35 protein-coding genes are annotated in these 20850 nt (G+C 42.7%); all 35 read left to right on the forward strand.

What is annotated here, in order from left to right:
• A partial coding sequence (locus WS34_RS05570) for a S41 family peptidase (protein ID WP_046403680.1) occupies positions 1–681 on the forward strand: 681 nt, incomplete at its 5' end.
• A gap of 354 nt (positions 682–1035) precedes the next feature.
• Positions 1036–1449: a 30S ribosomal protein S12 gene (rpsL, locus tag WS34_RS05575; protein WP_013612527.1), complete on the forward strand. Its 414-nt coding sequence runs from the start codon at positions 1036–1038 to the stop codon at positions 1447–1449.
• Positions 1450–1572: 123 nt separating this feature from the next.
• Positions 1573–2052, forward strand: coding sequence for a 30S ribosomal protein S7 (gene rpsG / locus WS34_RS05580; protein WP_013612526.1), 480 nt, complete (start codon positions 1573–1575; stop codon positions 2050–2052).
• An 18-nt stretch (positions 2053–2070) separates the two neighbouring features.
• Entirely contained in the window at positions 2071–4173 is a 2103-nt protein-coding gene (gene fusA / locus WS34_RS05585; RefSeq protein WP_046403683.1) for an elongation factor G, read from the forward strand.
• A 60-nt stretch (positions 4174–4233) separates the two neighbouring features.
• The gene (rpsJ, locus tag WS34_RS05590; RefSeq protein ID WP_013612524.1) at positions 4234–4539 is read left to right on the forward strand and encodes a 30S ribosomal protein S10; all 306 of its coding nucleotides are present in this window, start codon (positions 4234–4236) and stop codon (positions 4537–4539) included.
• A 54-nt stretch (positions 4540–4593) separates the two neighbouring features.
• Entirely contained in the window at positions 4594–5217 is a 624-nt protein-coding gene (gene rplC / locus WS34_RS05595) for a 50S ribosomal protein L3 (RefSeq protein ID WP_013612523.1), read from the forward strand.
• Positions 5217–5852, forward strand: coding sequence for a 50S ribosomal protein L4 (gene rplD / locus WS34_RS05600; protein ID WP_013612522.1), 636 nt, complete (start codon positions 5217–5219; stop codon positions 5850–5852). Before rplC ends, rplD begins: the two co-directional genes overlap by 1 nt.
• Positions 5853–5863: 11 nt before the next feature.
• Entirely contained in the window at positions 5864–6154 is a 291-nt protein-coding gene (rplW, locus tag WS34_RS05605) for a 50S ribosomal protein L23 (RefSeq protein ID WP_013612521.1), read from the forward strand.
• Between the two features lie 5 nt (positions 6155–6159).
• The gene (gene rplB, locus WS34_RS05610) at positions 6160–6984 is read left to right on the forward strand and encodes a 50S ribosomal protein L2 (RefSeq protein ID WP_013612520.1); all 825 of its coding nucleotides are present in this window, start codon (positions 6160–6162) and stop codon (positions 6982–6984) included.
• A gap of 19 nt (positions 6985–7003) precedes the next feature.
• On the forward strand, positions 7004–7273 hold the full coding sequence (rpsS, locus tag WS34_RS05615; RefSeq protein WP_013612519.1) for a 30S ribosomal protein S19: 270 nt from the start codon (positions 7004–7006) through the stop codon (positions 7271–7273).
• 37 nt (positions 7274–7310) lie between these two features.
• A complete protein-coding gene (gene rplV, locus WS34_RS05620) occupies positions 7311–7733 on the forward strand; it encodes a 50S ribosomal protein L22 (RefSeq protein WP_013612518.1) in 423 nt (140 codons plus the stop codon).
• Positions 7734–7736: 3 nt separating this feature from the next.
• A complete protein-coding gene (gene rpsC, locus WS34_RS05625; RefSeq protein ID WP_013612517.1) occupies positions 7737–8471 on the forward strand; it encodes a 30S ribosomal protein S3 in 735 nt (244 codons plus the stop codon).
• Positions 8472–8501: 30 nt separating this feature from the next.
• Entirely contained in the window at positions 8502–8924 is a 423-nt protein-coding gene (gene rplP / locus WS34_RS05630) for a 50S ribosomal protein L16 (RefSeq protein WP_013612516.1), read from the forward strand.
• A 40-nt stretch (positions 8925–8964) separates the two neighbouring features.
• On the forward strand, positions 8965–9165 hold the full coding sequence (rpmC, locus tag WS34_RS05635; protein ID WP_013612515.1) for a 50S ribosomal protein L29: 201 nt from the start codon (positions 8965–8967) through the stop codon (positions 9163–9165).
• A gap of 4 nt (positions 9166–9169) precedes the next feature.
• Positions 9170–9427 (forward strand): 30S ribosomal protein S17, encoded by a 258-nt coding sequence (gene rpsQ / locus WS34_RS05640; protein ID WP_013612514.1) that lies wholly within the window; start codon positions 9170–9172, stop codon positions 9425–9427.
• A gap of 2 nt (positions 9428–9429) precedes the next feature.
• Positions 9430–9795 carry a 50S ribosomal protein L14 gene (rplN, locus tag WS34_RS05645; protein ID WP_013612513.1) on the forward strand — a complete coding sequence of 122 codons (366 nt, stop codon included), beginning with the start codon at positions 9430–9432 and terminating at the stop codon, positions 9793–9795.
• A gap of 94 nt (positions 9796–9889) precedes the next feature.
• Positions 9890–10213, forward strand: coding sequence for a 50S ribosomal protein L24 (gene rplX, locus WS34_RS05650; protein ID WP_013612512.1), 324 nt, complete (start codon positions 9890–9892; stop codon positions 10211–10213).
• A 204-nt stretch (positions 10214–10417) separates the two neighbouring features.
• Positions 10418–10966 (forward strand): 50S ribosomal protein L5, encoded by a 549-nt coding sequence (gene rplE, locus WS34_RS05655; protein ID WP_013612511.1) that lies wholly within the window; start codon positions 10418–10420, stop codon positions 10964–10966.
• A gap of 11 nt (positions 10967–10977) precedes the next feature.
• Positions 10978–11247 (forward strand): 30S ribosomal protein S14, encoded by a 270-nt coding sequence (gene rpsN, locus WS34_RS05660; protein ID WP_013612510.1) that lies wholly within the window; start codon positions 10978–10980, stop codon positions 11245–11247.
• Positions 11248–11268: 21 nt separating this feature from the next.
• Positions 11269–11664 (forward strand): 30S ribosomal protein S8, encoded by a 396-nt coding sequence (gene rpsH, locus WS34_RS05665; protein ID WP_046403686.1) that lies wholly within the window; start codon positions 11269–11271, stop codon positions 11662–11664.
• Positions 11665–11682: 18 nt separating this feature from the next.
• Entirely contained in the window at positions 11683–12237 is a 555-nt protein-coding gene (gene rplF, locus WS34_RS05670) for a 50S ribosomal protein L6 (protein ID WP_013612508.1), read from the forward strand.
• 22 nt (positions 12238–12259) lie between these two features.
• Positions 12260–12616 (forward strand): 50S ribosomal protein L18, encoded by a 357-nt coding sequence (gene rplR / locus WS34_RS05675; RefSeq protein ID WP_013612507.1) that lies wholly within the window; start codon positions 12260–12262, stop codon positions 12614–12616.
• Positions 12617–12628: 12 nt separating this feature from the next.
• Positions 12629–13135 carry a 30S ribosomal protein S5 gene (gene rpsE, locus WS34_RS05680; RefSeq protein ID WP_013612506.1) on the forward strand — a complete coding sequence of 169 codons (507 nt, stop codon included), beginning with the start codon at positions 12629–12631 and terminating at the stop codon, positions 13133–13135.
• Between the two features lie 12 nt (positions 13136–13147).
• The gene (gene rpmD, locus WS34_RS05685; protein WP_013612505.1) at positions 13148–13330 is read left to right on the forward strand and encodes a 50S ribosomal protein L30; all 183 of its coding nucleotides are present in this window, start codon (positions 13148–13150) and stop codon (positions 13328–13330) included.
• Between the two features lie 27 nt (positions 13331–13357).
• Complete coding sequence (rplO, locus tag WS34_RS05690; protein ID WP_013612504.1) at positions 13358–13804, forward strand: 50S ribosomal protein L15; 447 nt, start codon at positions 13358–13360, stop codon at positions 13802–13804.
• A gap of 108 nt (positions 13805–13912) precedes the next feature.
• On the forward strand, positions 13913–15253 hold the full coding sequence (gene secY, locus WS34_RS05695; RefSeq protein WP_013612503.1) for a preprotein translocase subunit SecY: 1341 nt from the start codon (positions 13913–13915) through the stop codon (positions 15251–15253).
• A gap of 97 nt (positions 15254–15350) precedes the next feature.
• A complete protein-coding gene (map, locus tag WS34_RS05700; RefSeq protein ID WP_022161088.1) occupies positions 15351–16130 on the forward strand; it encodes a type I methionyl aminopeptidase in 780 nt (259 codons plus the stop codon).
• A 25-nt stretch (positions 16131–16155) separates the two neighbouring features.
• The gene (infA, locus tag WS34_RS05705; RefSeq protein ID WP_013612501.1) at positions 16156–16377 is read left to right on the forward strand and encodes a translation initiation factor IF-1; all 222 of its coding nucleotides are present in this window, start codon (positions 16156–16158) and stop codon (positions 16375–16377) included.
• A 108-nt stretch (positions 16378–16485) separates the two neighbouring features.
• Entirely contained in the window at positions 16486–16602 is a 117-nt protein-coding gene (gene rpmJ, locus WS34_RS05710) for a 50S ribosomal protein L36 (protein ID WP_013612500.1), read from the forward strand.
• 30 nt (positions 16603–16632) lie between these two features.
• A complete protein-coding gene (rpsM, locus tag WS34_RS05715) occupies positions 16633–17010 on the forward strand; it encodes a 30S ribosomal protein S13 (RefSeq protein ID WP_013612499.1) in 378 nt (125 codons plus the stop codon).
• 12 nt (positions 17011–17022) lie between these two features.
• Positions 17023–17415, forward strand: a complete 393-nt coding sequence (rpsK, locus tag WS34_RS05720) for a 30S ribosomal protein S11 (protein ID WP_013612498.1) — start codon at positions 17023–17025, stop codon at positions 17413–17415.
• Between the two features lie 115 nt (positions 17416–17530).
• Entirely contained in the window at positions 17531–18139 is a 609-nt protein-coding gene (rpsD, locus tag WS34_RS05725) for a 30S ribosomal protein S4 (RefSeq protein ID WP_013612497.1), read from the forward strand.
• Between the two features lie 18 nt (positions 18140–18157).
• Entirely contained in the window at positions 18158–19150 is a 993-nt protein-coding gene (locus WS34_RS05730) for a DNA-directed RNA polymerase subunit alpha (protein ID WP_013612496.1), read from the forward strand.
• Positions 19151–19154: 4 nt separating this feature from the next.
• The gene (gene rplQ / locus WS34_RS05735; protein WP_013612495.1) at positions 19155–19667 is read left to right on the forward strand and encodes a 50S ribosomal protein L17; all 513 of its coding nucleotides are present in this window, start codon (positions 19155–19157) and stop codon (positions 19665–19667) included.
• Positions 19668–19804: 137 nt separating this feature from the next.
• Complete coding sequence (locus WS34_RS05740; RefSeq protein ID WP_286693647.1) at positions 19805–20842, forward strand: TolB-like 6-bladed beta-propeller domain-containing protein; 1038 nt, start codon at positions 19805–19807, stop codon at positions 20840–20842.
• Positions 20843–20850: the final 8 nt, after the last annotated feature.

The raw sequence follows: 20850 nt of genomic DNA on the forward strand, positions 1-20850 counted from the left end.
ACTAAAGAGCGTTGGGAAGAGGTCATCAAACCGATTTCCGCCAGTGCACAAAATACTTTGCTATATAAACGCTGGATCAAGAGCCGGGCTGCTGAAGTAGATCGTTTGTCCAATGGTCGCTTAGGCTACGTTCATATCGAAAGCATGGATGACAATAGTTACCGTGACGTTTATGCTGACATTTTGGGTAAATACAATCTCAAAGAGGGTATCGTTATTGACACTCGCAATAATGGTGGCGGCCGTCTGCATGAAGATATCGAAATCCTATTTAGCGGTAATAAGTATTTAGATCAGGTGGTACGCGGTGTCGTAGCTTGCGAAATGCCCTCGCGTCGTTACAACAAGCCTTCCATCATGATTGTCTGCGAAGCTAACTACTCCAACGCCCATGGTACTCCTTGGGTCTATCGCGAGCGAGGTATCGGTTCTATTGTGGGCATGCCGGTACCTGGTACAATGACTTCCGTCAATTGGGAAACCTTGCAGGATGCTTCTATGTATTTCGGTATTCCTGTTGTAGGCTATCGTACCAAGGATGGCAAGTATCTTGAAAATACACAGTTAGAGCCTGACCTTAAAGTACGTAACGATTACGATCAGGTAATTGACGGTCGTGACCAGCAATTAGAGGTTGCTGTTAAGGAGTTGCTCAGGCAAATTGATGCTCGCCGTAGGTAGGGTAAAAACCCTAATCCCGGGCTTATAAATACTTACAAATATAATACTACAGAAAAACTTACAGCAAATAGATGACTTTTGAGGTAAAGTTTCATCTATTTGCTGCTTGTTATACGCCACTGTATCTTCGTTACAATTTCCGGATGTCAAAGTTTGGGCTGCTTGGCTTTATAAAGACACCTGAACTTCTTAAAATGAGACCCGATAAACTTTAGCAGATTGGGTAACTTTCTGACAATCTTATCTTTTTTACAAAAAAAATTGGAAGGAACATTTGGTAGTTACTAGAATTGTAAGTACATTTGCACTCCATTTTGGAGAAAAGTATAATAATTTTAAAAGAGTACTTGTAAAATGCCTACTATTCAACAGTTAGTAAGAAAAGGAAGAGTAAAGATCGAGGACAAGAGTAAAGCTCCTGCTTTGGATTCTTGCCCACAGAGAAGAGGAGTTTGTGTACGTGTTTACACTACCACTCCGAAAAAACCGAACTCAGCCATGAGAAAGGTTGCCCGTGTTAGATTGACCAACGGAAAAGAAGTGAATGCTTATATTCCGGGAGAAGGTCACAATTTGCAGGAACACTCCATCGTATTGATCCGTGGTGGTCGTGTAAAAGACCTTCCGGGTGTGCGTTACCACTTGGTTCGTGGTACTTTGGATGCTGCCGGTGTTGCCGGACGTTGCCAGGGACGTTCTAAGTATGGTGCGAAAAGACCGAAACCGGGTCAGGCTGCTGCTCCAGCTAAAGGAAAGGGCAAGAAATAAAAATTAGTGATTAACAGGAATTATGTTTATGAAGCGTTCCCGAAAAACAGTTGAGTAAATGGTTGGGAAACCGTTGAAGACCAAAAAGGGCAGCTTGACGAACAAATTCGTAAACGAAAAGAAATGAGAAAGACTAAACCAAAGAAGAGAATCCTGTTACCGGATCCAAAATTCAACGATGTACTGGTGACGAGGTTTGTTAATGACCTGATGGTGGACGGTAAAAAGACTGTTGCGTTCAAAATCTTTTATGACGCACTGGATATCGTTGAGGAAAAAATGGCAAAAAAAGAAGAGAAATCTGCTCTGGAGATCTGGAAGCAGGCATTGGAAAATATTACTCCTCAGGTAGAAGTAAAGAGCCGCCGTGTCGGTGGTGCTACTTTCCAGGTGCCTACTGAAATTAATCCGGCCCGTAAAAGAGCGATCTCTGTAAAAAATATGATCCTTTACTCCCGCAAGAGAAGCGGACACAGCATGGCTGAAAAACTTTCTGCTGAAATTATGGCTGCCTACAAAGAAGAAGGTGCTGCTTTCAAAAAGAAAGAAGATACCCATCGTATGGCTGAAGCTAACCGGGCATTTGCACATTTCAGATTTTAATTTAGAGGCGAAAAATAGATGGCTAAGAGAGATTTACATTACACAAGAAATATCGGTATCATGGCTCACATCGATGCCGGTAAGACTACAACGACCGAACGTATCCTGTATTTCACCGGTGTGAACCATAAGATCGGGGAAACGCATGATGGTACTGCAACGATGGACTGGATGGTGCAGGAACAGGAGAGAGGTATTACCATCACTTCTGCTGCTACCACTTGTTTCTGGAAATATCAGGGAAACGAATATAAAATTAATATCATCGACACTCCGGGACACGTTGACTTCACGGTTGAAGTAGAGCGTTCTCTTCGTGTATTGGATGGTGCGGTTGCATTGTTCTGTGCAGTAGGTGGGGTTGAAGCACAGTCTGAAACCGTATGGCGTCAGGCAAACAAATATGGTGTTCCGAGAATTGCTTTCGTGAATAAAATGGACCGTTCCGGGGCCGATTTCTTCAAAGCAGTTCGTGAAATCAAAGAGAAATTAGGTGCTAATCCGGTTCCTTTGGTACTTCCGATCGGAGCGGAAGATAACTATCAGGGTATTATCGACCTGGTAGAAATGAAAGCTTATGTTTGGGAAAACGGTGCTATGGAAGCTACCGTGAAAGAAATTCCCGAAAATATGATGGCTGAAGCTCAGGAATGGAGAGAGAAATTGGTAGAAGCTGCTGCTGTGCAGGACGAAGCTTTGATGGAACGTTTCTTTGAAGATCCGGACTCTATCACAGTCGAAGACCTGAAAGCAGTGATTCGGAAGGCTGTGATCGCCATGGACTTCTGTCCGGTGATGTGCGGTTCTTCTTTCAAAAATAAAGGCGTGCAGAACCTGTTGGATGCTGTGATCGCTTATTTGCCGAACCCGTTGGATATTCCGAACAGTAAAGGTACTGATCCCCGGACAGGAGAAGATGTACATTTCCCTGTAGATCCGGAGGCTCCGCTGTCGGCACTGGCATTTAAGATCGCTACCGACCCGTTTGTCGGCCGTTTGTGCTATACCCGTATTTATTCTGGTAAGATCGAAGCCGGTTCGTATGTTTATAACCCGCGTACCGATAAAAAAGAACGTATTTCCCGTCTGTTCCAGATGCACTCTAACAAGCAACAGCCGAAAGAAGTACTGGAAGCCGGAGATATCTGCGCTTGCGTAGGTTTCAAAGATATCCGTACCGGAGATACCTTGTGTTCTGAAGATAAACCGATCGTACTGGAGAGTATGACTTTCCCGGAACCTGTGATCGGTATCGCTATCGAACCGCTGACTCAGAAAGATACGGATAAATTAGGTATGGCTTTGGCTAAATTGGCTGAAGAAGACCCGACCTTCCGCGTGAAGACTGATGAAGATTCAGGCCAGACCGTAATCAGCGGTATGGGTGAGCTTCACCTGGATATTATCCTCGACCGTCTGCGTCGTGAATTTAAAGTAGAATGTAACCAGGGAGCTCCTCAGGTATCTTACAAAGAAGCGATTACTGTACCTGTGGATCATCGTCATGTGTTCAAAAAACAGTCCGGTGGTCGTGGTAAGTTTGCAGATATTATTTTCCGTATGGAACCTGCAGAGGAAGGTAAAGAGGGCTTGACTTTTGTGAACGAAGTGAAAGGTGGTAATATTCCGAAGGAATTTATCCCGTCTGTAGAAAAAGGGTTCAAAGAAGCGATGCAGAACGGTGTTCTGGCAGGTTATGCTTTGGAAGCTTTGAAGATCACTTTGATCGATGGTTCTTTCCACCCTGTTGATTCTGATGCGTTGTCGTTCGAAATGGCTGCTAAAATCGGTTATAAAGAAGCTGCTCAGAAAGCAAAACCGGTATTGCTGGAACCGATTATGAAGCTGGAAGTAGTTACTCCCGAAGACTTTATGGGTGACATCATCGCTGACTTGAACCGTCGCCGGGGACAGGTAGAATCGATGGATTCCCGTGTCGGTGCCCGTGTGATTACGGCAAAAGTTCCTTTGGCAGAACAATTCGGTTATGTGACTGTATTACGTACCCTGTCATCCGGACGTGCAAGTTCTTCTATGGAATTCGATCACTATGCCGAAGTTCCGAAGAATATTGCGAGAGAGGTGGTTGAAAAAGCGAACGGACGTGTGGATTTAATCTAAAAATTAATGTCGGAGAGGTCTCTGGCCTTTCCGACCGCTTAAATATAATAAACAAAAAACATGAGCCAAAAAATCAGAATTAAGTTGAAATCTTACGATCACAACTTGGTAGACAAGTCGGCTGAAAAGATTGTTAAGACAGTGAAGGCTACAGGTGCAGTGGTTAGTGGTCCGATTCCACTTCCTACCCACAAAGGAGTATTTACTGTTAACCGCTCTACTTTCGTAAATAAGAAGAGCCGTGAACAATTTTTATTATGTACTTTCAAACGTCTGATTGATATCTATAGTTCTACTACAGGTACCATCGATGCGCTGATGAAACTTGAATTACCCAGTGGTGTTGAAGTTGAGATTAAAGTGTAGTTAACGGCGAAACCCTATGTCGTTAAAATGAAGAATTAACCTATTAAAAAAGAAATGAAATTACCAGGTTTAATTGGAAAAAAAGTCGGAATGACTTCCGTTTTCAGTGTTGAGGGGAAAAGTATCCCATGCACTGTTATTGAATGCGGTCCATGTGTCGTAACTCAGGTGAAAACCATAGAAAAAGACGGTTACGAAGCACTTCAGTTGGGTTTTGATGAGAAAAAAGAAAAACACACAACGAAGCAGCTAAGTGGACATTTTAAGAAGGCTGGCACAACTCCGAAACGTAAACTCGTTGAGTTTGCAGGATTTGCCGAAGAACACAAGTTGGGAGATGTAATCGACGTGACCATACTGGAAGGTACTGCCTATGTCGATATCGTCGGTACCTCTAAAGGTAAAGGTTACCAGGGCGTTGTGAAACGTCACGGTTTCGGTGGAGTAGGACAAGCTACCCACGGTCAGCATAACCGTCTGAGAAAACCGGGATCTATCGGAGCATGTTCTACTCCGGCACGTGTTTTCAAAGGAATGCGTATGGGTGGCCGTATGGGCGGAGACCGGGTTACTGTAGAGAACTTGGAAGTTTTGAAGGTAATTCCTGAAAATAATTTGTTGTTGGTGAAGGGATCTGTTCCCGGATCTAAAGGTTCATACGTAATTATTCAGAAGTAATGGAGTTAAGTGTACTAAACATTGCCGGACAGGAAACCGGCAGAAAGATAGTGTTGGATGACGCTATTTTTGGAATTCAGCCTAATGAGCACGCTATCTACCTTGACGTAAAACAGTTCCTGGCCAACAACCGTCAGGGTACTCACAAGTCAAAACAGCGGAATGAAATTTCCGGAAGTACCAAAAAGCTGAAAAAGCAAAAAGGTACCGGAGGTGCTCGTGCAGGTAGTATTAAGAACCCTGAGTTCAGAGGAGGAGGTCGTATTTTTGGTCCCGTACCGAGAGATTACAGCTTCAAACTGAACAAGAAATTGAAAAAATTGGCTCGTAAATCAGCTTTGGCTGTAAAAGCAAGTGCAAATGCTGTAAAAGTCGTTGAAGACTTCACCTTCGAAGCTCCGAAGACCAAACAAATGGTTGCTTTGATGAACAACCTGCAGGTAAACAACGGTCGTCTGTTGTTGGTATTGGGTAACGGTGTGAACGAAAATGTACTTCTGTCTGCCCGTAACTTGCAGAATGTGGAAGTGATGAGAGTTAGCGACATCGCAACTTACAACGTAATGAAGGCTAAAAACCTTGTTTTAGTTGAAAGTTCTGTAGAGGGCCTTAACGAAATGTTCAATCTTAACTAAACCAAGAAGAGATGGAAATTATTATTAAGCCCGTTTTAACGGAAAAGATGACAGCTCTCACCGATAAACAGCGTAAAGTAGCTTTTATCGTAGCAAAAGAGGCAAATAAGATTGAGATAAAGAAAGCAGTTGAAGCCATGTATGGAGTGAACGTATTGGCTGTAAATACCCAGCGTTATCAGGGAACGGCTAAATCCCGTTATACCAAGGCCGGTGTAATCAGCGGACGTACCAACTCGTTCAAGAAAGCAATTGTGACTTTAGCAGAAGGTGATAGTATTGATTTTTTTAGCAATATTTAAATAAGATGGCTGTAAGAAAATTAAATCCTGTAACGCCTGGACAAAGAGGAAAGGTAGTGAATACTTTCGAACAGGTGACTACAGATAGACCTGAGAAATCATTGTTGAGACCCTACAGCAAAACCGGAGGTCGTAATAACACCGGTAAGATGACAATGAGATATATAGGTGGTGGTCATAAACGCAAATACAGAGTAATCGACTTCAAACGCGAGAAGGAAAATATACCTGCTAAAGTAGCAAGTATCGAATACGATCCGAACCGCACGGCCCGTATTGCCCTGTTAGTGTATGCAGATGGTGAAAAACGTTATATCGTTGCCCCGATCGGTTTGACTGTCGGTCAGACCATCGAGAGCGGTAAAGGAGTCGCTCCTGAAATCGGGAATACGCTGTATTTGTCTGAAATCCCATTGGGTACAATCATACATAACATTGAGTTACGTCCGGGACAAGGAGCTGTAATGGCCCGTAGTGCCGGTTCTTATGCTCAGTTAGTTGCAAGAGAAGGAAAATATGCTTCTATCAAATTGCCTTCAGGTGAGATCCGTATGGTGCTGGTTACCTGTAAAGCAACCGTAGGTACTGTATCTAATCCTGACCATTCTCTGGAACGTTCCGGTAAAGCAGGGCGTACCCGCTGGTTAGGCCGTCGTCCTCGTGTCCGTGGTGTTGTAATGAACCCGGTTGATCACCCGATGGGTGGTGGTGAAGGCCGTGCTTCCGGAGGTCTGCCCCGTTCAAGAAAAGGTTTGTTGGCTAAGGGCTTGAAGACCAGAGCACCGAAGAAGGCTTCTTCGAAGTATATTATTGAAAGAAGGAAAAAATAACTGATTAAAACTTGATGTTATGAGTCGTTCGTTAAAAAAAGGCCCTTTTATTGATGTAAAGCTGGAAAAGAGAATCCTGGCAATGAATGAGACCAACAAGAAATCGGTTGTTAAGACCTGGGCTCGTTACTCCATGATTTCTCCGGATTTCGTAGGGCATACAGTAGCTGTACACAACGGTAATAAATTTATCCCGGTATATGTGACCGAAAATATGGTTGGTCATAAATTGGGTGAATTTGCACCGACACGTACATTTAGAGGTCACGCTGACAAGAAGAAAAAATAATAGCGTGATGATGTTGAACAAATGAAGATTGTATAAAATGGGTGCAAGAAAAAGAATAAAAGCAAATCAGATGAAGGAAGCCAGAAAAACAAAGGCTTTCGCTGTGCTGCATGATTGTCCTTCATCACCTCAGAAAATGAGATTGGTGGCAGACCTTGTACGGGGTATGGACGTACAGAGGGCTTTGGATACACTGAAATTTTGTCCGAAAGAAGCTGCTCGTAAAGTGGAGAAACTCTTACTTTCAGCTATTGCAAACTGGAGCGTGAAAAACGAAGGCCAGCGCGTAGACGACGCTGCTTTGTATATCAAAGAAATCTTTGTGGATGGTGCGGGTATTCTGAAAAGACTGCGTCCGGCTCCACAGGGACGGGCTCACAGAATCCGTAAAAGATCCAATCACGTGACTATCGTGTTGGGAAGTAAAACCGCCGTTGTTGAAAACACTGTAAAAGAGTAAAGCATGGGACAAAAATGTAATCCAATAAGCAATAGATTAGGTATCATCCGTGGATGGGATTCTAATTGGTTCGGCGGCAAGAATTACGGTGACAAACTGGTAGAAGATTACAAAATCCGTAAATACCTGAATGCCCGTCTTGCAAAAGCCGGAATCGCAAAAATCGTTATCGAGCGTACGCTGAAGCTCATCACTATCACGATCAATACCGCCCGTCCGGGAATTATTATCGGTAAAGGTGGTCAGGAAGTGGATAAACTGAAAGAAGAGCTGAAGAAAATTACCGATAAAGAGGTTCAGATCAATATCTTCGAGATCAAACGTCCGGAATTGGATGCTGTGATCGTTGGAAATAACATAGCTCGTCAGTTGGAAGGCCGTGTAGCATACCGCCGGGCTATCAAAATGGCAATCGCTTCAACTATGAGAATGGGTGCCGAGGGAATCAAGATCCTGATTTCAGGACGTCTGAACGGTGCTGAAATGGCACGTGCCGAGATGTTCAAAGAAGGAAGGACTCCACTGCACACTTTCCGTGCTGACATCGATTTTGCACAGGCAGAGGCCCTGACCACTTATGGTCTGTTAGGTATCAAGGTATGGATCTGTAAAGGTGAAGTTTATGGAAAACGTGAACTCGTTCCGAACTCACTGCTCCAGACCCGTGACAACAGCCGTCCTGCATCAGCTGGTAAAGCTGACGGGAAAAAAGGCGGTTTCAGAAAGAAGAAAAAGTAAGTAGTCTTTTAATTTAATAAACGAAGAGCTATGTTACAGCCGAAAAGGACTAAATTTAGAAGAAGCCAGAAAGGTAGGATGAAGGGGAATGCCCAGAGAGGTAATCAACTTGCATTCGGATCTTTCGGTATTAAGGCGTTAGAAGAAAAATGGATCGAAGGACGCCAGATAGAAGCTGCCCGTGTTGCAGTAACCCGTTACATGCAACGTCAGGGACAGATTTGGATTCGTATATTCCCCGATAAACCGATTACCAAAAAACCTGCCGAGGTACGTATGGGTAAAGGTAAAGGTAACCCAGAGGGATTCGTAGCACCTGTAACTCCGGGAAGAATTATTTTCGAGGCTGACGGTGTTCCGTATGCAGTGGCAAAAGAGGCTTTACGTCTTGCAGCACAGAAATTACCTATTACGACAAAGTTTGTGGTTAGACGTGATTATACAGAAGAATAGTCTTCCGGCTATTAAGTTTAAAAATTAATTTGTCAGAGAGATGAAAAATTCAGAAATTATTGAAATGACCACAGCTGAACTTATTGAACGGGTAGAGACTGAAAAAGCAGCCCTCAATAAGATGACGATGAATCATACCATTACGCCGATGGAAAACCCGATGCAGATTCGTGCCGCCCGTAAAACCATCGCTCGTATGATGACAGAAATACGTAAGAGAGAATTAACTGAAAAGAAGTAAAGCAATGGAAGGAAGAAATCTTAGAAAAGAACGTATCGGTCTGGTACTGAGCAATAAGATGGATAAAACTATCACCGTTGCTGTACATTTTAAGGAGAAACACCCGATTTACGGTAAGTTCATTAAAAAGACCAAAAAGTTCACCGCTCATGATGAAAAGAATGAGTGTAATATCGGTGATACCGTGAGAATTATGGAAACCCGTCCTTTAAGTAAAATGAAGAGATGGAGATTAGTTGAAATCATTGAAAGAGCGAAGTAATCATGATACAACAGGAAACCAGATTAACAGTAGCAGACAACAGCGGTGCTAAAGAAGTGCTTTGTATCCGTGTTCTTGGAGGTTCCAAGAAAAGATATGCACGCGTAGGCGATAAAATCGTTGTTGCTGTAAAAAGTGCCCTGCCTAGCGGTGAAATTAAAAAGGGTACTGTCAGCAAAGCTGTGGTTGTACGCGTAACCAAGGAATACAGACGTCCCGATGGTTCTTATATCCGTTTTGACGACAATGCCTGTGTATTGTTGAACAATGCCGGTGAAATGAGAGGAACCCGTATCTTCGGACCTGTAGCCCGTGAAGTTCGTGAAGGTTATACGAAAATCGTTTCGTTAGCCCCCGAAGTACTTTAATGTCAAATGTCGAATGTCAGAAAGTCGAATGTTCGGGAATGAGAATTTTTAAACTCTTGACTTTTGGACTTTCGACAATTAAAAAAGTAAAGAGATGAATAGAAAATTTCATATTAAAAAAGGCGATTTAGTACAGGTGAACGCTGGGGAAGATAAAGGCAAACAGGGAAAGGTACTGGAAGTTTTTCCGGATAAGGAAAGAGCGATCGTTGAGGGAATCAACATGATCAGCAAACATACCAAACCGAATGCTAAATATCCGCAGGGTGGTATCATCAAGCAAGAAGCTCCGATCCACATCTCTAACCTGAACGTGATCGATCCGTCTACCAACAAACCGACCCGTATCGGCCGTAAAAAGGACGAAAAAGGTAACTTGGTGAGATATGCTAAAAAATCAGGAGAAATCCTGAAATAAGACCTGATTTACGATTCCGGATTTACGATTATAGTGAAAAAACACTCTGATCGTAAATCAATATCGTAAAGCAAGAATAAAAATGGGATTTACGAAGTGATATAATCCAAAATATTTTATACCTTTGCCGCCTGAAAATCTGATTTTTCGGTCGACTATTGTGTGTAAAATCGTCAATCGTGAATCAAAATTATAATTAAATAGATGAAATACGTACCAAATCTTAAAACAAAGTATAACGAAGAGATTGTACCGACTTTAATGAAAGAATTCGGATACAAGTCAGTTATGCAGGCTCCCCGGCTGGAGAAGATAGTAATCAATCAGGGAGTGGGTTCAGCTATTCAGGATAAGAAGATCCTGGAGTTTTCATTGAATGAGATTACCGCGATAACAGGTCAGAAAGCTGTTGTAGGTAAATCGACAAAAGACGTATCTAACTTCAAATTGCGTAAAGGCATGCCGATCGGTGTGAAAGTGACTTTACGGAAAGAACGTATGTACGAATTTCTGGAAAGATTGATCTGTAGTGCCCTGCCGCGTATCCGCGACTTCAAGGGGATCAACAGTAAGCTGGACGGAAAAGGCAACTATACATTAGGTCTTGAAGAGCAGATCATATTCCCTGAAATTGTGATGGATTCCGTTCACAAAATCATGGGTATGAACATTACATTTGTGACTTCGGCTAATACCGACGAAGAAGGTTTTGCTCTGCTCAGAGAGTTTGGATTACCGTTTAAAAAGAACTAAAAACAAGCGAAATGGCAAAAGAATCAATGAAAGCCCGTGAGGTGAAGCGTGCAAAATTGGTAGAAAAGTACGCTGCGAAACGAGCAAAATTAAAAGAGGAAGGTGACTATGCTGCACTGAGTCTCCTGCCTAGAAACTCGAATCCGATCCGTTTGCACAACCGTTGCAAACTGACTGGACGTCCCAGAGGTTATATGAGACAATTTGGTATCAGCCGTATCCAATTCCGTGAAATGGCTTCACAAGGGTTGATACCGGGAGTTAAAAAGGCTAGTTGGTAATATTAAAAAAAACGAAAAGAGATGACAGATCCAATAGCAGATTTCCTTACCCGCATTCGGAATGCGGTAAGTGTTGGTCATAAAGTGGTTGAAATCCCGGGTTCTAAAATTAAACTCGAAATGACCAAAATCCTGAAAGAAAAAGGATATATCCTGAATTATAAGTTCGAACAGGAAGGTGCAAGAAGCAATATCAAAATTGCATTGAAATATCATCCCGAGACAAAAGTACCGGCTATCAAATCACTGGTACGTGTGTCAAAACCGGGTTTACGTCGGTACACTAATGTGGAAGAAATGCCACGTGTATTGAACGGACTGGGTATTGCCATTTTGTCTACCTCAATGGGATTGATGACTGACAAAGAAGCTCGCCAGCGGAATGTAGGCGGTGAAGTATTGTGTTATGTGTATTAATTTTAAAGTGAAGAAGAAATGTCACGTATAGGGAAATTACCGATTCATATACCACAAGGAGTTACTGTAGCAGTAAGTCCTGATAACACCGTCACAGTCAAAGGTCCGAAAGGACAACTTTCTCAGCAGGTAAGTGCTGATCTGACTGTTACCGTTGAAGAGAACGAAGTGCATGTAGCACGTCATACAGAAGATAAAGAACACAAAGCACAGCATGGTCTGTACCGTGCATTGCTTCATAATATGGTTGTAGGTGTTTCTGAAGGTTATACCATCAAACAAGAATTAGTAGGTGTTGGTTTCCGTGCTAACGCTGAGGGTCAGGTTCTCGAACTGGGACTGGGATATTCTCACTCTATCTTCTTGCAATTACCGGCAGAGGTGAAAGTTACAGCCGTAACTGAAAAACGTGCTAACCCGATTATTACGCTCGAAAGCTGTGACAAACAGTTGATCGGTCAGGTAGCTGCTAAAATCCGTTCTTTCCGTAAACCTGAGCCTTACAAGGGTAAAGGTATTCGCTTCGTTGGTGAAGTGGTTCGCCGGAAAGCAGGTAAGTCAGCTAAAGTTTAATTACTAAAGGAAGTAAAAAGTTATGGCTTTAACGAAAGAAGAAAGAAGATTAAGAATAAAACGGAGAATTCGGAAGATTGTCTCCGGGACAGCTGAACGTCCACGTATGAGCGTTTATCGTTCAAATGCGCAGATATCTGTACAGCTGATCGACGATAAAGCAGGTAAGACTTTATTATCTGTTTCATCTTTGTGCAAGGAAATTGCTGAGAAGAAAGGCAACAAGACCGAACAGGCTGCTTTCGTAGGGGCTGCTGTAGCAGAAAAAGCTAAAGCTGCCGGTATCGAAGCTGTTGTTTTCGACAGAAACGGTTATTTGTATCACGGTAGAGTAAAAGCATTAGCTGATGCTGCCCGTAACGGAGGTCTTAATTTTTAATAAGTTAGCAGAATGGAACAAAAAGTAAATAATACTGACTTGGAATTAAAGGACAGATTGGTAGCTATCAATCGTGTGACCAAAGTTACAAAAGGAGGTCGTACATTCAGTTTCGCAGCTATCGTTGTGGTAGGTGACGAAAACGGAATCGTAGGCTGGGGATTAGGAAAAGCAAACGAGGTGACTACAGCTATTTCTAAAGGAATCGAAGCTGCTAAAAAGAACCTGATCAAAGTACCTGTATTGAAAGGAACTATTCCTCATGAGCAGGTAGCTCGTTTCAGCGGTTCTGAGGTTTATATGCAACCCGCTTCTTCCGGTACCGGGCTGGTAGCCGGAGGTGCTATGCGTGCTGTTTTGGAAAGTGCCGGTATTCACGACGTATTGGCTAAAAGTAAAGGTTCGTCCAACCCTCACAATTTGGTAAAAGCTACGATAGCTGCATTGAAAGAAATGCGTGATGCCCGTACGATTGCCGCTCAGAGAGGCATTAGTCTGGATAAAGTGTTTAACGGTTAATATTTGAGGATCATGGCAAAGATTAAAATCACACTTGTAAAAAGTAAAATCGGTAGCGATAAAACTCAGGTAGGCACTATTCAGGCTTTGGGATTGAAGAAAACCAACAGCAGTGTTGAGAAAGAAGCTACTCCGCAGATCCTGGGAATGGTGGCAAAAATCAGCCATCTGGTTCGTGTGGAAGAAGTAAAATAAGTATAAACATTTTAAGAACGAAATAAAATGGATTTAAGTAGCTTAAAACCGGCCTGCGGATCAACTCATCACGAAAAAAGAATTGGTCGCGGACAAGGTTCCGGAAAAGGAGGTACTTCTACAAGAGGTCATAAAGGAGCTAAATCAAGATCGGGTTACCATACGAAGATTGGTTTTGAAGGTGGTCAGATGCCTCTGCAGAGACGTGTACCGAAATTCGGCTTTAAGAATATCAATCGTGTAGCCTATAAAGCTATCAATGTAAGCATGTTGCAGGCTTTAGCTGAAAGAGATAATCTGGAGAAAATCGATCGGGATATTCTGATTGCAGCCGGATTGCTCAATAAGAATGAATTGTTGAAAGTTTTGGGTGACGGCTCAATCAGTGCTAAACTTGAAATTACAGCAAATGCATTCTCTAAGTCAGCGATTGCTGCGATCGAGGCTGCCGGTGGCTCTGTAGTCGTTTTGTAAAACAAAACGAGTTTATAAAGTTCATAAGGTTCATAAGTTCATAAGGTAATTTTAACTTTGTAACTTTTAAACTTTATAAACTTTATAAACTTATAAATAAAAGAACTTATGAAGTTATTTGATACATTAAAGAACATTTGGAAAATTGAGGAATTGAAAACCCGGATTCTGACAACACTCGGGTTGATTCTCGTTTACAGACTTGGAACAGAGGTGGTACTACCGGGTATCGACCCTGCCGGATTAGCCGCTTTAAAACAGCAGACTTCGAGTGGTGTGCTGGGATTGCTGGATATGTTTTCGGGAGGTGCATTTTCGAATGCTTCGATCTTTGCCTTGGGAATTATGCCCTATATCTCTGCTTCTATCGTAGTTCAGTTACTGGGAATTGCGGTTCCTTATTTTCAGCGTATGCAGCGTGAAGGGGAAAGTGGACGGCGTAAAATCAACCAGATTACCCGTTATCTGACCATTATCATTCTGATATTACAAGGTTCTGCGTATCTTACCAACTTGCATGCACAGATTCAGCCCGAATTCTTTCTGATAAAAGGGGCTTTCTTTACAATCTATTCCGTAATTATCCTGGCTGCGGGCTCTATGTTCGTTTTGTGGTTGGGTGAAAAAATTACAGATAAAGGTATTGGAAACGGTGTTTCTATCATTATCATGATTGGTATTATCGCCCGTCTGCCGTTTGCATTCTTTGCCGAACTGACTTCGCGTGTTAGTCAGCAAGGTGGCGGATTGGTGGCATTCCTGATCGAGATTATTCTGCTGTTTTTCGTATTCTGCGGTACGATCCTGCTGGTACAAGGAACCCGTAAGGTGCCTGTACAGTATGCAAAACGTATTGTCGGAAACAAACAATATGGTGGAGTACGTCAGTATATCCCTCTGAAGATTAATGCTGCAGGGGTTATGCCGATCATTTTTGCTCAGGCAATTATGTTGTTACCGATTTCTTTTGTGAATTATGCAGCTTCTGAATCGTTATCCGGTTTTGCAACTGCTTTTTCTAATTTCACCGGTTTTTGGTATAACTTCACTTTCTTTATCCTGATTGTGGCATTTACGTATTTTTATACGGCGATTACGGTTAATCCGATGCAGATGTCCGAGGATATGAAGAAGAACGGTGGATTTATTCCCGGTGTGAAACCCGGACGGAAAACAATGGAATTCCTGGATACCATTATGTCACGGATTACTTTACCGGGATCTATATTCCTGGGAATAGTTGCCATATTACCGGCTTTTGCAACCATTGCCGGAGTGAACCAACAGTTTGCTCAGTTCTATGGCGGTACTTCCCTGTTGATTTTGGTCGGAGTTGTTTTGGATACTCTACAACAGATCGAGTCGCATTTGTTGATGCGTCATTACGACGGATTGATGAAAACAGGACGAATTAAAGGGAAGACTCCCGGTGGACCGGCTGCCTATTAATAGTGAATGAGTTGCTAAGTTACTGAGTTCAGAAAAACTTAGTAACTTTGTGACTCAGCAACTTAGAAACTTGAAATATTTTTTGTAATTTTGCGGCATGATTTTTGTAAAAACCGGAGAAGAGATTGAACTGTTAAGAGAAAGCAACCGATTGGTAGGGATGACTCTGGGCGAGATGGCAAAGCATATTCGTCCGGGGATTTCTACATTAGAGCTCGATCGTATTGCAGAGGAGTTTATTCGTGACCACGGTGCAGAGCCCGGATTTTTGGGTTACGGTGGTTTTCCGAATACGCTTTGTATTTCTGTAAATGACGTTGTCGTGCACGGTATTCCCTCTGAAAAATGTGTTTTACAAGAGGGGGATATTGTTTCCATCGATTGTGGCACTTTGAAGAACGGTTTTTACGGTGATAGTGCCTATACCTTCGAGGTTGGGGAAGTGGATGAAGAAATCCGGAAGTTATTGCGGGTGACGAAAGAAAGCCTTTATAAAGGAATCGGAAAAGCTGTTGCGGGTATGCGGACCGGAGATATAGGACATGCAGTGCAATCCCATTGTGAGGCCGAAGGTTATTCGGTGGTGAGGGAGATGGTAGGACACGGAGTAGGACACGATTTACACGAAGAGCCTCAGGTGCCTAATTATGGCCGTCAGGGGCAGGGGGTAAAACTGAAAGAAGGGATGGTGATCGCTATCGAACCGATGATCAATTTGGGTAAAAGGCATATTTATCAGGAAGCCGACGGATGGACGATCCGGACAAGGGACAAAAAGCCGGCAGCTCATTTCGAGCATACCGTAGCCGTAGGGAAGAATGGTGCGGATATTTTGTCTACGTTCGAATATGTCGAGCAAGTATTGCATAAATCGTAAATCATAAATCATAAATTAATTGTTTATGGCAAAACAGCCGTCAATAGAGCAGGATGGAGTAATAACAGAAGCATTGTCGAATGCCATGTTTCGGGTAGAATTGGAAAATGGACATGTGATTACAGCCCATATTTCCGGCAAGATGCGTATGCATTACATTAAGATACTTCCTGGCGACCGGGTACGTGTGGATATGTCCCCTTACGACCTGACAAAAGGTAGAATTACATTTAGATACAAAAACTAAAATTTAATTTTTGATTTACGGTTTTTGATTTCGGATTTAGCTGTATGGCTTTTGATTGAAAATCGTAATGCGTAGATCATGAATCATAATAATTCAAATTAAAGGACCATGAAGGTAAGAGCGTCAATCAAGAAACGTAATGACGATTGCAAGATTGTAAGAAGAAAAGGCGTTTTGTACGTCATTAACAAAAAGAACCCTAAGTTTAAAATGCGTCAGGGTTAATCATTAATCTAGTTAAATTAAAAAAGATTTATGGCAAGAATCGTAGGTGTAGATTTACCCTCAAACAAAAGAGGAGAAATAGCCTTGACCTATATCTATGGTATAGGTAGAAGTAGTGCACGTGCTATCCTGAGTGAAGCCGGCATCGATTATGACCTGAAGGTGAAAGACTGGAACGACGACCAGCTCGGGGCTGTACGAAAAATCATTGGAACAGAGTACAAAGTCGAAGGTGAGTTGAGATCAAGCGTTCAGATGAACATCAAACGACTGATGGATATCGGTTGTTACCGGGGTATCCGTCACCGTTTAGGACTGCCCGTAAGAGGACAGAGCACGAAGAACAATGCCCGTACACGTAAGGGTAAGAAGAAAACTGTTGCTAACAAGAAAAAAGCAACTAAATAATTGAGTTGAATTATGGCAAAGAAGTCTACATCAAGTAACAAGAAGCGGCTGGTTAAAGTAGAAGCCGTGGGACAAGCACACGTTCATTCCTCATTTAACAACATCATCATTTCTTTGACCAATTCTACTGGTCAGGTGATTTCATGGTCTTCCGCCGGAAAGATGGGTTTCAGAGGATCTAAAAAGAACACTCCGTATGCAGCTCAGATGGCAGCTGCCGATTGCGCTAAGGTCGCATTCGATCTGGGGATGCGTAAAGCTAAAGTATATGTTTCCGGTCCGGGTAATGGCCGTGAATCAGCCATTCGTTCTATTCACGCCAGTGGTATCGAAGTAGCTGAAATCATCGATGTTACCCCGCTTCCACACAATGGTTGCCGGCCTCCGAAACGCAGAAGAGTGTAATAAAGCTAAAAGCTAAAAGCGAAATGCTAAAAGCAAGAAAAGGCCGAAAGCCTGTAGCTTATAGCTTGTAGCCTATAGCTTATGAATGTTGTGTAAATTTAAAGAATAGAAACAAATGGCTAGATATACAGGACCTAAGTCTAAAATAGCAAGAAAGTTCGGTGAGCCTATTTACGGACCGGATAAGGCACTGGAACGGAGAAATTATCCGTCAGGACAGCACGGTTTGGCTCGTCGCAGAAGAAAAATCTCTGAATATGGTGTTCAGTTGAAAGAAAAACAAAAAGCAAAATATACCTATGGTTTACTGGAAAAACAATTCCGTATCCTGTTTGAAAAAGCAGAACGTGCAGGAGGAGTTACCGGTGAAGTATTGTTGCAGATGCTCGAATGTCGTCTGGACAATGTCGTATACCGTTTAGGTATTGCTCCTACCCGTGCTGCAGCACGGCAATTGGTTTCTCATCGTCATATCACGGTGAACGGTGGTGTTTGTAACATTCCCTCAGCAGCTGTTAAAGCTGGGGATGTCGTTGCAGTACGTGAGAAATCCAAAGCTCTTGAAGTGGTAGCAGATAGCCTGCGTAGTAACCGTGTCAGCAAATATTCCTGGTTGGAATGGGACGGAGCTTCTATGAGTGGCAAACTGTTGAACGTGCCGGAAAGAAGCGATATTCCGGAAAACATTAAAGAGCAGTTAATCGTAGAATTGTATTCTAAGTAAAAAAAATTAAAGATATTTATGGCAATATTAGCTTTCCAGAAACCGGACAAAGTAATCATGCTCGAATCGACAGACAAATTCGGAAAATTCGAATTTCGTCCGTTAGAGCCAGGTTACGGAATCACAATTGGTAATCCGTTACGCAGAATCCTACTGTCTTCATTGGAAGGCTTCGCGATTACCGGAATCAAAATACATGGTGTAGAACATGAGTTTGCCACCATCCCCGGGGTGATCGAGGATGTTACCGAGATTATCCTGAATCTGAAGCAGGTTCGGTTCAAGAGAAAAGTGGAAGATGTAGAGGATGAGAAGCTGACGGTTCTGATCAACGGTCAGGAAGCTTTTAAGGCAGGGGATATCAACAAATTCCTCACAGGATTCGAGGTGCTCAATACTGAACTCGTCATCTGCCATATGGACCCTTCTGTTAATTTCCAGATGGAAATTACGATCCAGAAAGGGCGCGGTTATGTTCCTAGTACAGAAAATATGCCGGCAGAGGCCGAAGCGGGATTTATCCCTATTGATGCCATTTATACTCCGATCCGGAATGTAAAATATGAAATTGAGAACTATCGTGTAGAAGGTAAAACCGACTATGAAAAGTTGTTGTTTGAAATTGAAACCGATGGCTCTATCGCTCCTACCGATGCTTTGAAAGAGGCTGCGAAAATTCTGATTCATCACTTTATGTTGTTCTCGGATGAAAAGATTTCTTTGGAATCTGAAGACAAGTACGGTAATGAGGAATTCGACGAAGAAGTGCTTCATATGCGTCAGCTGTTGAAGACTAAATTAGTCGATATGGACTTGTCAGTGCGTGCATTGAACTGCCTGAAAGCTGCCGAAGTAGAAACACTCGGGGAATTGTGCCGCTTCAATAAGAACGACCTGTTGAAATTCCGCAACTTCGGTAAGAAGTCGCTGACCGAACTGGAAGCTCTGTTGGAAAATAACAACCTCGAATTCGGTATGGATGTTACAAAGTATAAATTAGATAAGGAATAACATCATGAACCATAAGAAGAAATTTAATCATCTGAGCCGGACCAGTGCACATCGGAAAGCCATGTTGTCCAATATGGCCGCTTCTTTGATTCTCAACAAGAGAATCAGCACGACAGTGCCTAAGGCTAAAGCGCTCAAAATATATGTTGAGCCTCTGATCACTAAAAGTAAAAACGATAACACCAATTCTCGCCGTGTTGTATTTAGTTACCTCGGACAGAAAGAAGCCGTTACCGAATTGTTTAGCGAAGTCGCACCGAAAATCGTGAATCGTCCGGGAGGTTATACCCGTATTCTGCGTACCGGTAATCGTATCGGTGATAACGCTGAGACTTGTATTATCGAATTGGTAGACTTCAATGCCACTTATACTGAAGTTAAACAGGAAGTGAAGAAAACAACTACCCGCCGCCGTCGTTCTTCAGGCGCTAAGAAAGCTGAAGCTACCGGGGCTGCAGTAGTTGAAGAAGCTCCGAAAGCAGAAACTCCTGCAGAGGAAGCTCCTAAGGCTGAATAATTCTTTTACAGGAATTCAGATAGAAGGCGGATCCTGAAGATCCGCCTTTCTTTTTAAATACAAAGCCATGAAAATCTTTTCTCTTTTTCTTGCTTTTATTTTTTTTCGCTTGTACGCAGCAGCAAAACGACAGCGAAGTGGTTTTAGCTGCAAGTCCGGAACAAACGCTGGATTTGGAAGGTGAAATATTACCTATACAGGAATTGATACCGATGAGTATCTGCCGTCTCGATACTTTTTTGGTGATACTGAATATGGAGGAGGAGAAAATAGTGAGGGTGTATCAGGCGGATACCTATCGGTTTTTAGGAGCCTTTTTGGAAAAAGGACGAGGAGATGATGAAGTGATCAGCTGCCAGGAAATATGGGCAGCTCCCTGGAAGGGAAAAATGAGGCTGTGGTTGAAAGCTCCCCAAAATTTCATAGGAGTCGTCGATTTGGAAAGTTCTTTAACAGCAGGTAAACCTTGTTGGGAAAAGCAATATAAATTTATGGATCGGGGTATGGCCGATTTCTTATACCGCCCGGTTTTTGTCTTGAACGATTCGGTGTTTTGGATTTCCCGTGCCGAAAGGCCTTATGATATTATACCGAATCAGAATATTAGAAAAAATGCTGATGGTAGTATACGGATTCTGTCTATGCAGGGAACGACGCATGTAGGAGGTAAGAATTTGTATTGGTTGAGCTATAATTATGCTTCCGCTACCGTTTTAGATAGCGTATGGTATACCGATTATGACGACATCCGGGATTTTGATCAGCTTTTTCTCGGGGATGAAGCGATGTCGCCCGATCGCCGGAGAATAGCGGTGGCCTTTCGTAATATGAATCAGATAATACTATACGATTCAAAAATGCAAAACTTCCGTTGGCTGACAACGGGTAACGAATTGCCGTTATTGAATTCTTCCGAGTCATTCGGGGAAAATTATTCTGGAGTCGATTGTACCGATAAAACGGTTTTTGCCTACAGAGCTTTTCCCGAGGATCCGCGGCGTCCGGGCAAACTTGGCTTTTCGGTGGAGGTATTCGATTGGGAAGGGACTTTTAAATTTCAACTCAAACTTTCCCATCCCCTTAAATATCCTTTTTTGGATGCAGAGAAAGGTTTTTTATACGCTACGGATGAAGAAGACTGCATCCGGAAGTATGATGTCAGGGATTTTCTATAGTGGCCGAT

This window comes from Odoribacter sp. N15.MGS-14 (assembly GCF_000980245.1).
Classification (GTDB): Bacteria; Bacteroidota; Bacteroidia; order Bacteroidales; family Marinifilaceae; genus Odoribacter; species Odoribacter splanchnicus.

Coding starts and splice junctions, on each gene's coding strand:
- rpsL (WP_013612527.1), top strand. CDS start 1,036: ATGCCTACTATTCAACAGTTAGTAAGAAAAGGAAGAGTAAAGATCGAG.
- rpsG (WP_013612526.1), top strand. CDS start 1,573: ATGAGAAAGACTAAACCAAAGAAGAGAATCCTGTTACCGGATCCAAAA.
- fusA (WP_046403683.1), top strand. CDS start 2,071: ATGGCTAAGAGAGATTTACATTACACAAGAAATATCGGTATCATGGCT.
- rpsJ (WP_013612524.1), top strand. CDS start 4,234: ATGAGCCAAAAAATCAGAATTAAGTTGAAATCTTACGATCACAACTTG.
- rplC (WP_013612523.1), top strand. CDS start 4,594: ATGAAATTACCAGGTTTAATTGGAAAAAAAGTCGGAATGACTTCCGTT.
- rplD (WP_013612522.1), top strand. CDS start 5,217: ATGGAGTTAAGTGTACTAAACATTGCCGGACAGGAAACCGGCAGAAAG.
- rplW (WP_013612521.1), top strand. CDS start 5,864: ATGGAAATTATTATTAAGCCCGTTTTAACGGAAAAGATGACAGCTCTC.
- rplB (WP_013612520.1), top strand. CDS start 6,160: ATGGCTGTAAGAAAATTAAATCCTGTAACGCCTGGACAAAGAGGAAAG.
- rpsS (WP_013612519.1), top strand. CDS start 7,004: ATGAGTCGTTCGTTAAAAAAAGGCCCTTTTATTGATGTAAAGCTGGAA.
- rplV (WP_013612518.1), top strand. CDS start 7,311: ATGGGTGCAAGAAAAAGAATAAAAGCAAATCAGATGAAGGAAGCCAGA.
- rpsC (WP_013612517.1), top strand. CDS start 7,737: ATGGGACAAAAATGTAATCCAATAAGCAATAGATTAGGTATCATCCGT.
- rplP (WP_013612516.1), top strand. CDS start 8,502: ATGTTACAGCCGAAAAGGACTAAATTTAGAAGAAGCCAGAAAGGTAGG.
- rpmC (WP_013612515.1), top strand. CDS start 8,965: ATGAAAAATTCAGAAATTATTGAAATGACCACAGCTGAACTTATTGAA.
- rpsQ (WP_013612514.1), top strand. CDS start 9,170: ATGGAAGGAAGAAATCTTAGAAAAGAACGTATCGGTCTGGTACTGAGC.
- rplN (WP_013612513.1), top strand. CDS start 9,430: ATGATACAACAGGAAACCAGATTAACAGTAGCAGACAACAGCGGTGCT.
- rplX (WP_013612512.1), top strand. CDS start 9,890: ATGAATAGAAAATTTCATATTAAAAAAGGCGATTTAGTACAGGTGAAC.
- rplE (WP_013612511.1), top strand. CDS start 10,418: ATGAAATACGTACCAAATCTTAAAACAAAGTATAACGAAGAGATTGTA.
- rpsN (WP_013612510.1), top strand. CDS start 10,978: ATGGCAAAAGAATCAATGAAAGCCCGTGAGGTGAAGCGTGCAAAATTG.
- rpsH (WP_046403686.1), top strand. CDS start 11,269: ATGACAGATCCAATAGCAGATTTCCTTACCCGCATTCGGAATGCGGTA.
- rplF (WP_013612508.1), top strand. CDS start 11,683: ATGTCACGTATAGGGAAATTACCGATTCATATACCACAAGGAGTTACT.
- rplR (WP_013612507.1), top strand. CDS start 12,260: ATGGCTTTAACGAAAGAAGAAAGAAGATTAAGAATAAAACGGAGAATT.
- rpsE (WP_013612506.1), top strand. CDS start 12,629: ATGGAACAAAAAGTAAATAATACTGACTTGGAATTAAAGGACAGATTG.
- rpmD (WP_013612505.1), top strand. CDS start 13,148: ATGGCAAAGATTAAAATCACACTTGTAAAAAGTAAAATCGGTAGCGAT.
- rplO (WP_013612504.1), top strand. CDS start 13,358: ATGGATTTAAGTAGCTTAAAACCGGCCTGCGGATCAACTCATCACGAA.
- secY (WP_013612503.1), top strand. CDS start 13,913: ATGAAGTTATTTGATACATTAAAGAACATTTGGAAAATTGAGGAATTG.
- map (WP_022161088.1), top strand. CDS start 15,351: ATGATTTTTGTAAAAACCGGAGAAGAGATTGAACTGTTAAGAGAAAGC.
- infA (WP_013612501.1), top strand. CDS start 16,156: ATGGCAAAACAGCCGTCAATAGAGCAGGATGGAGTAATAACAGAAGCA.
- rpmJ (WP_013612500.1), top strand. CDS start 16,486: ATGAAGGTAAGAGCGTCAATCAAGAAACGTAATGACGATTGCAAGATT.
- rpsM (WP_013612499.1), top strand. CDS start 16,633: ATGGCAAGAATCGTAGGTGTAGATTTACCCTCAAACAAAAGAGGAGAA.
- rpsK (WP_013612498.1), top strand. CDS start 17,023: ATGGCAAAGAAGTCTACATCAAGTAACAAGAAGCGGCTGGTTAAAGTA.
- rpsD (WP_013612497.1), top strand. CDS start 17,531: ATGGCTAGATATACAGGACCTAAGTCTAAAATAGCAAGAAAGTTCGGT.
- WS34_RS05730 (WP_013612496.1), top strand. CDS start 18,158: ATGGCAATATTAGCTTTCCAGAAACCGGACAAAGTAATCATGCTCGAA.
- rplQ (WP_013612495.1), top strand. CDS start 19,155: ATGAACCATAAGAAGAAATTTAATCATCTGAGCCGGACCAGTGCACAT.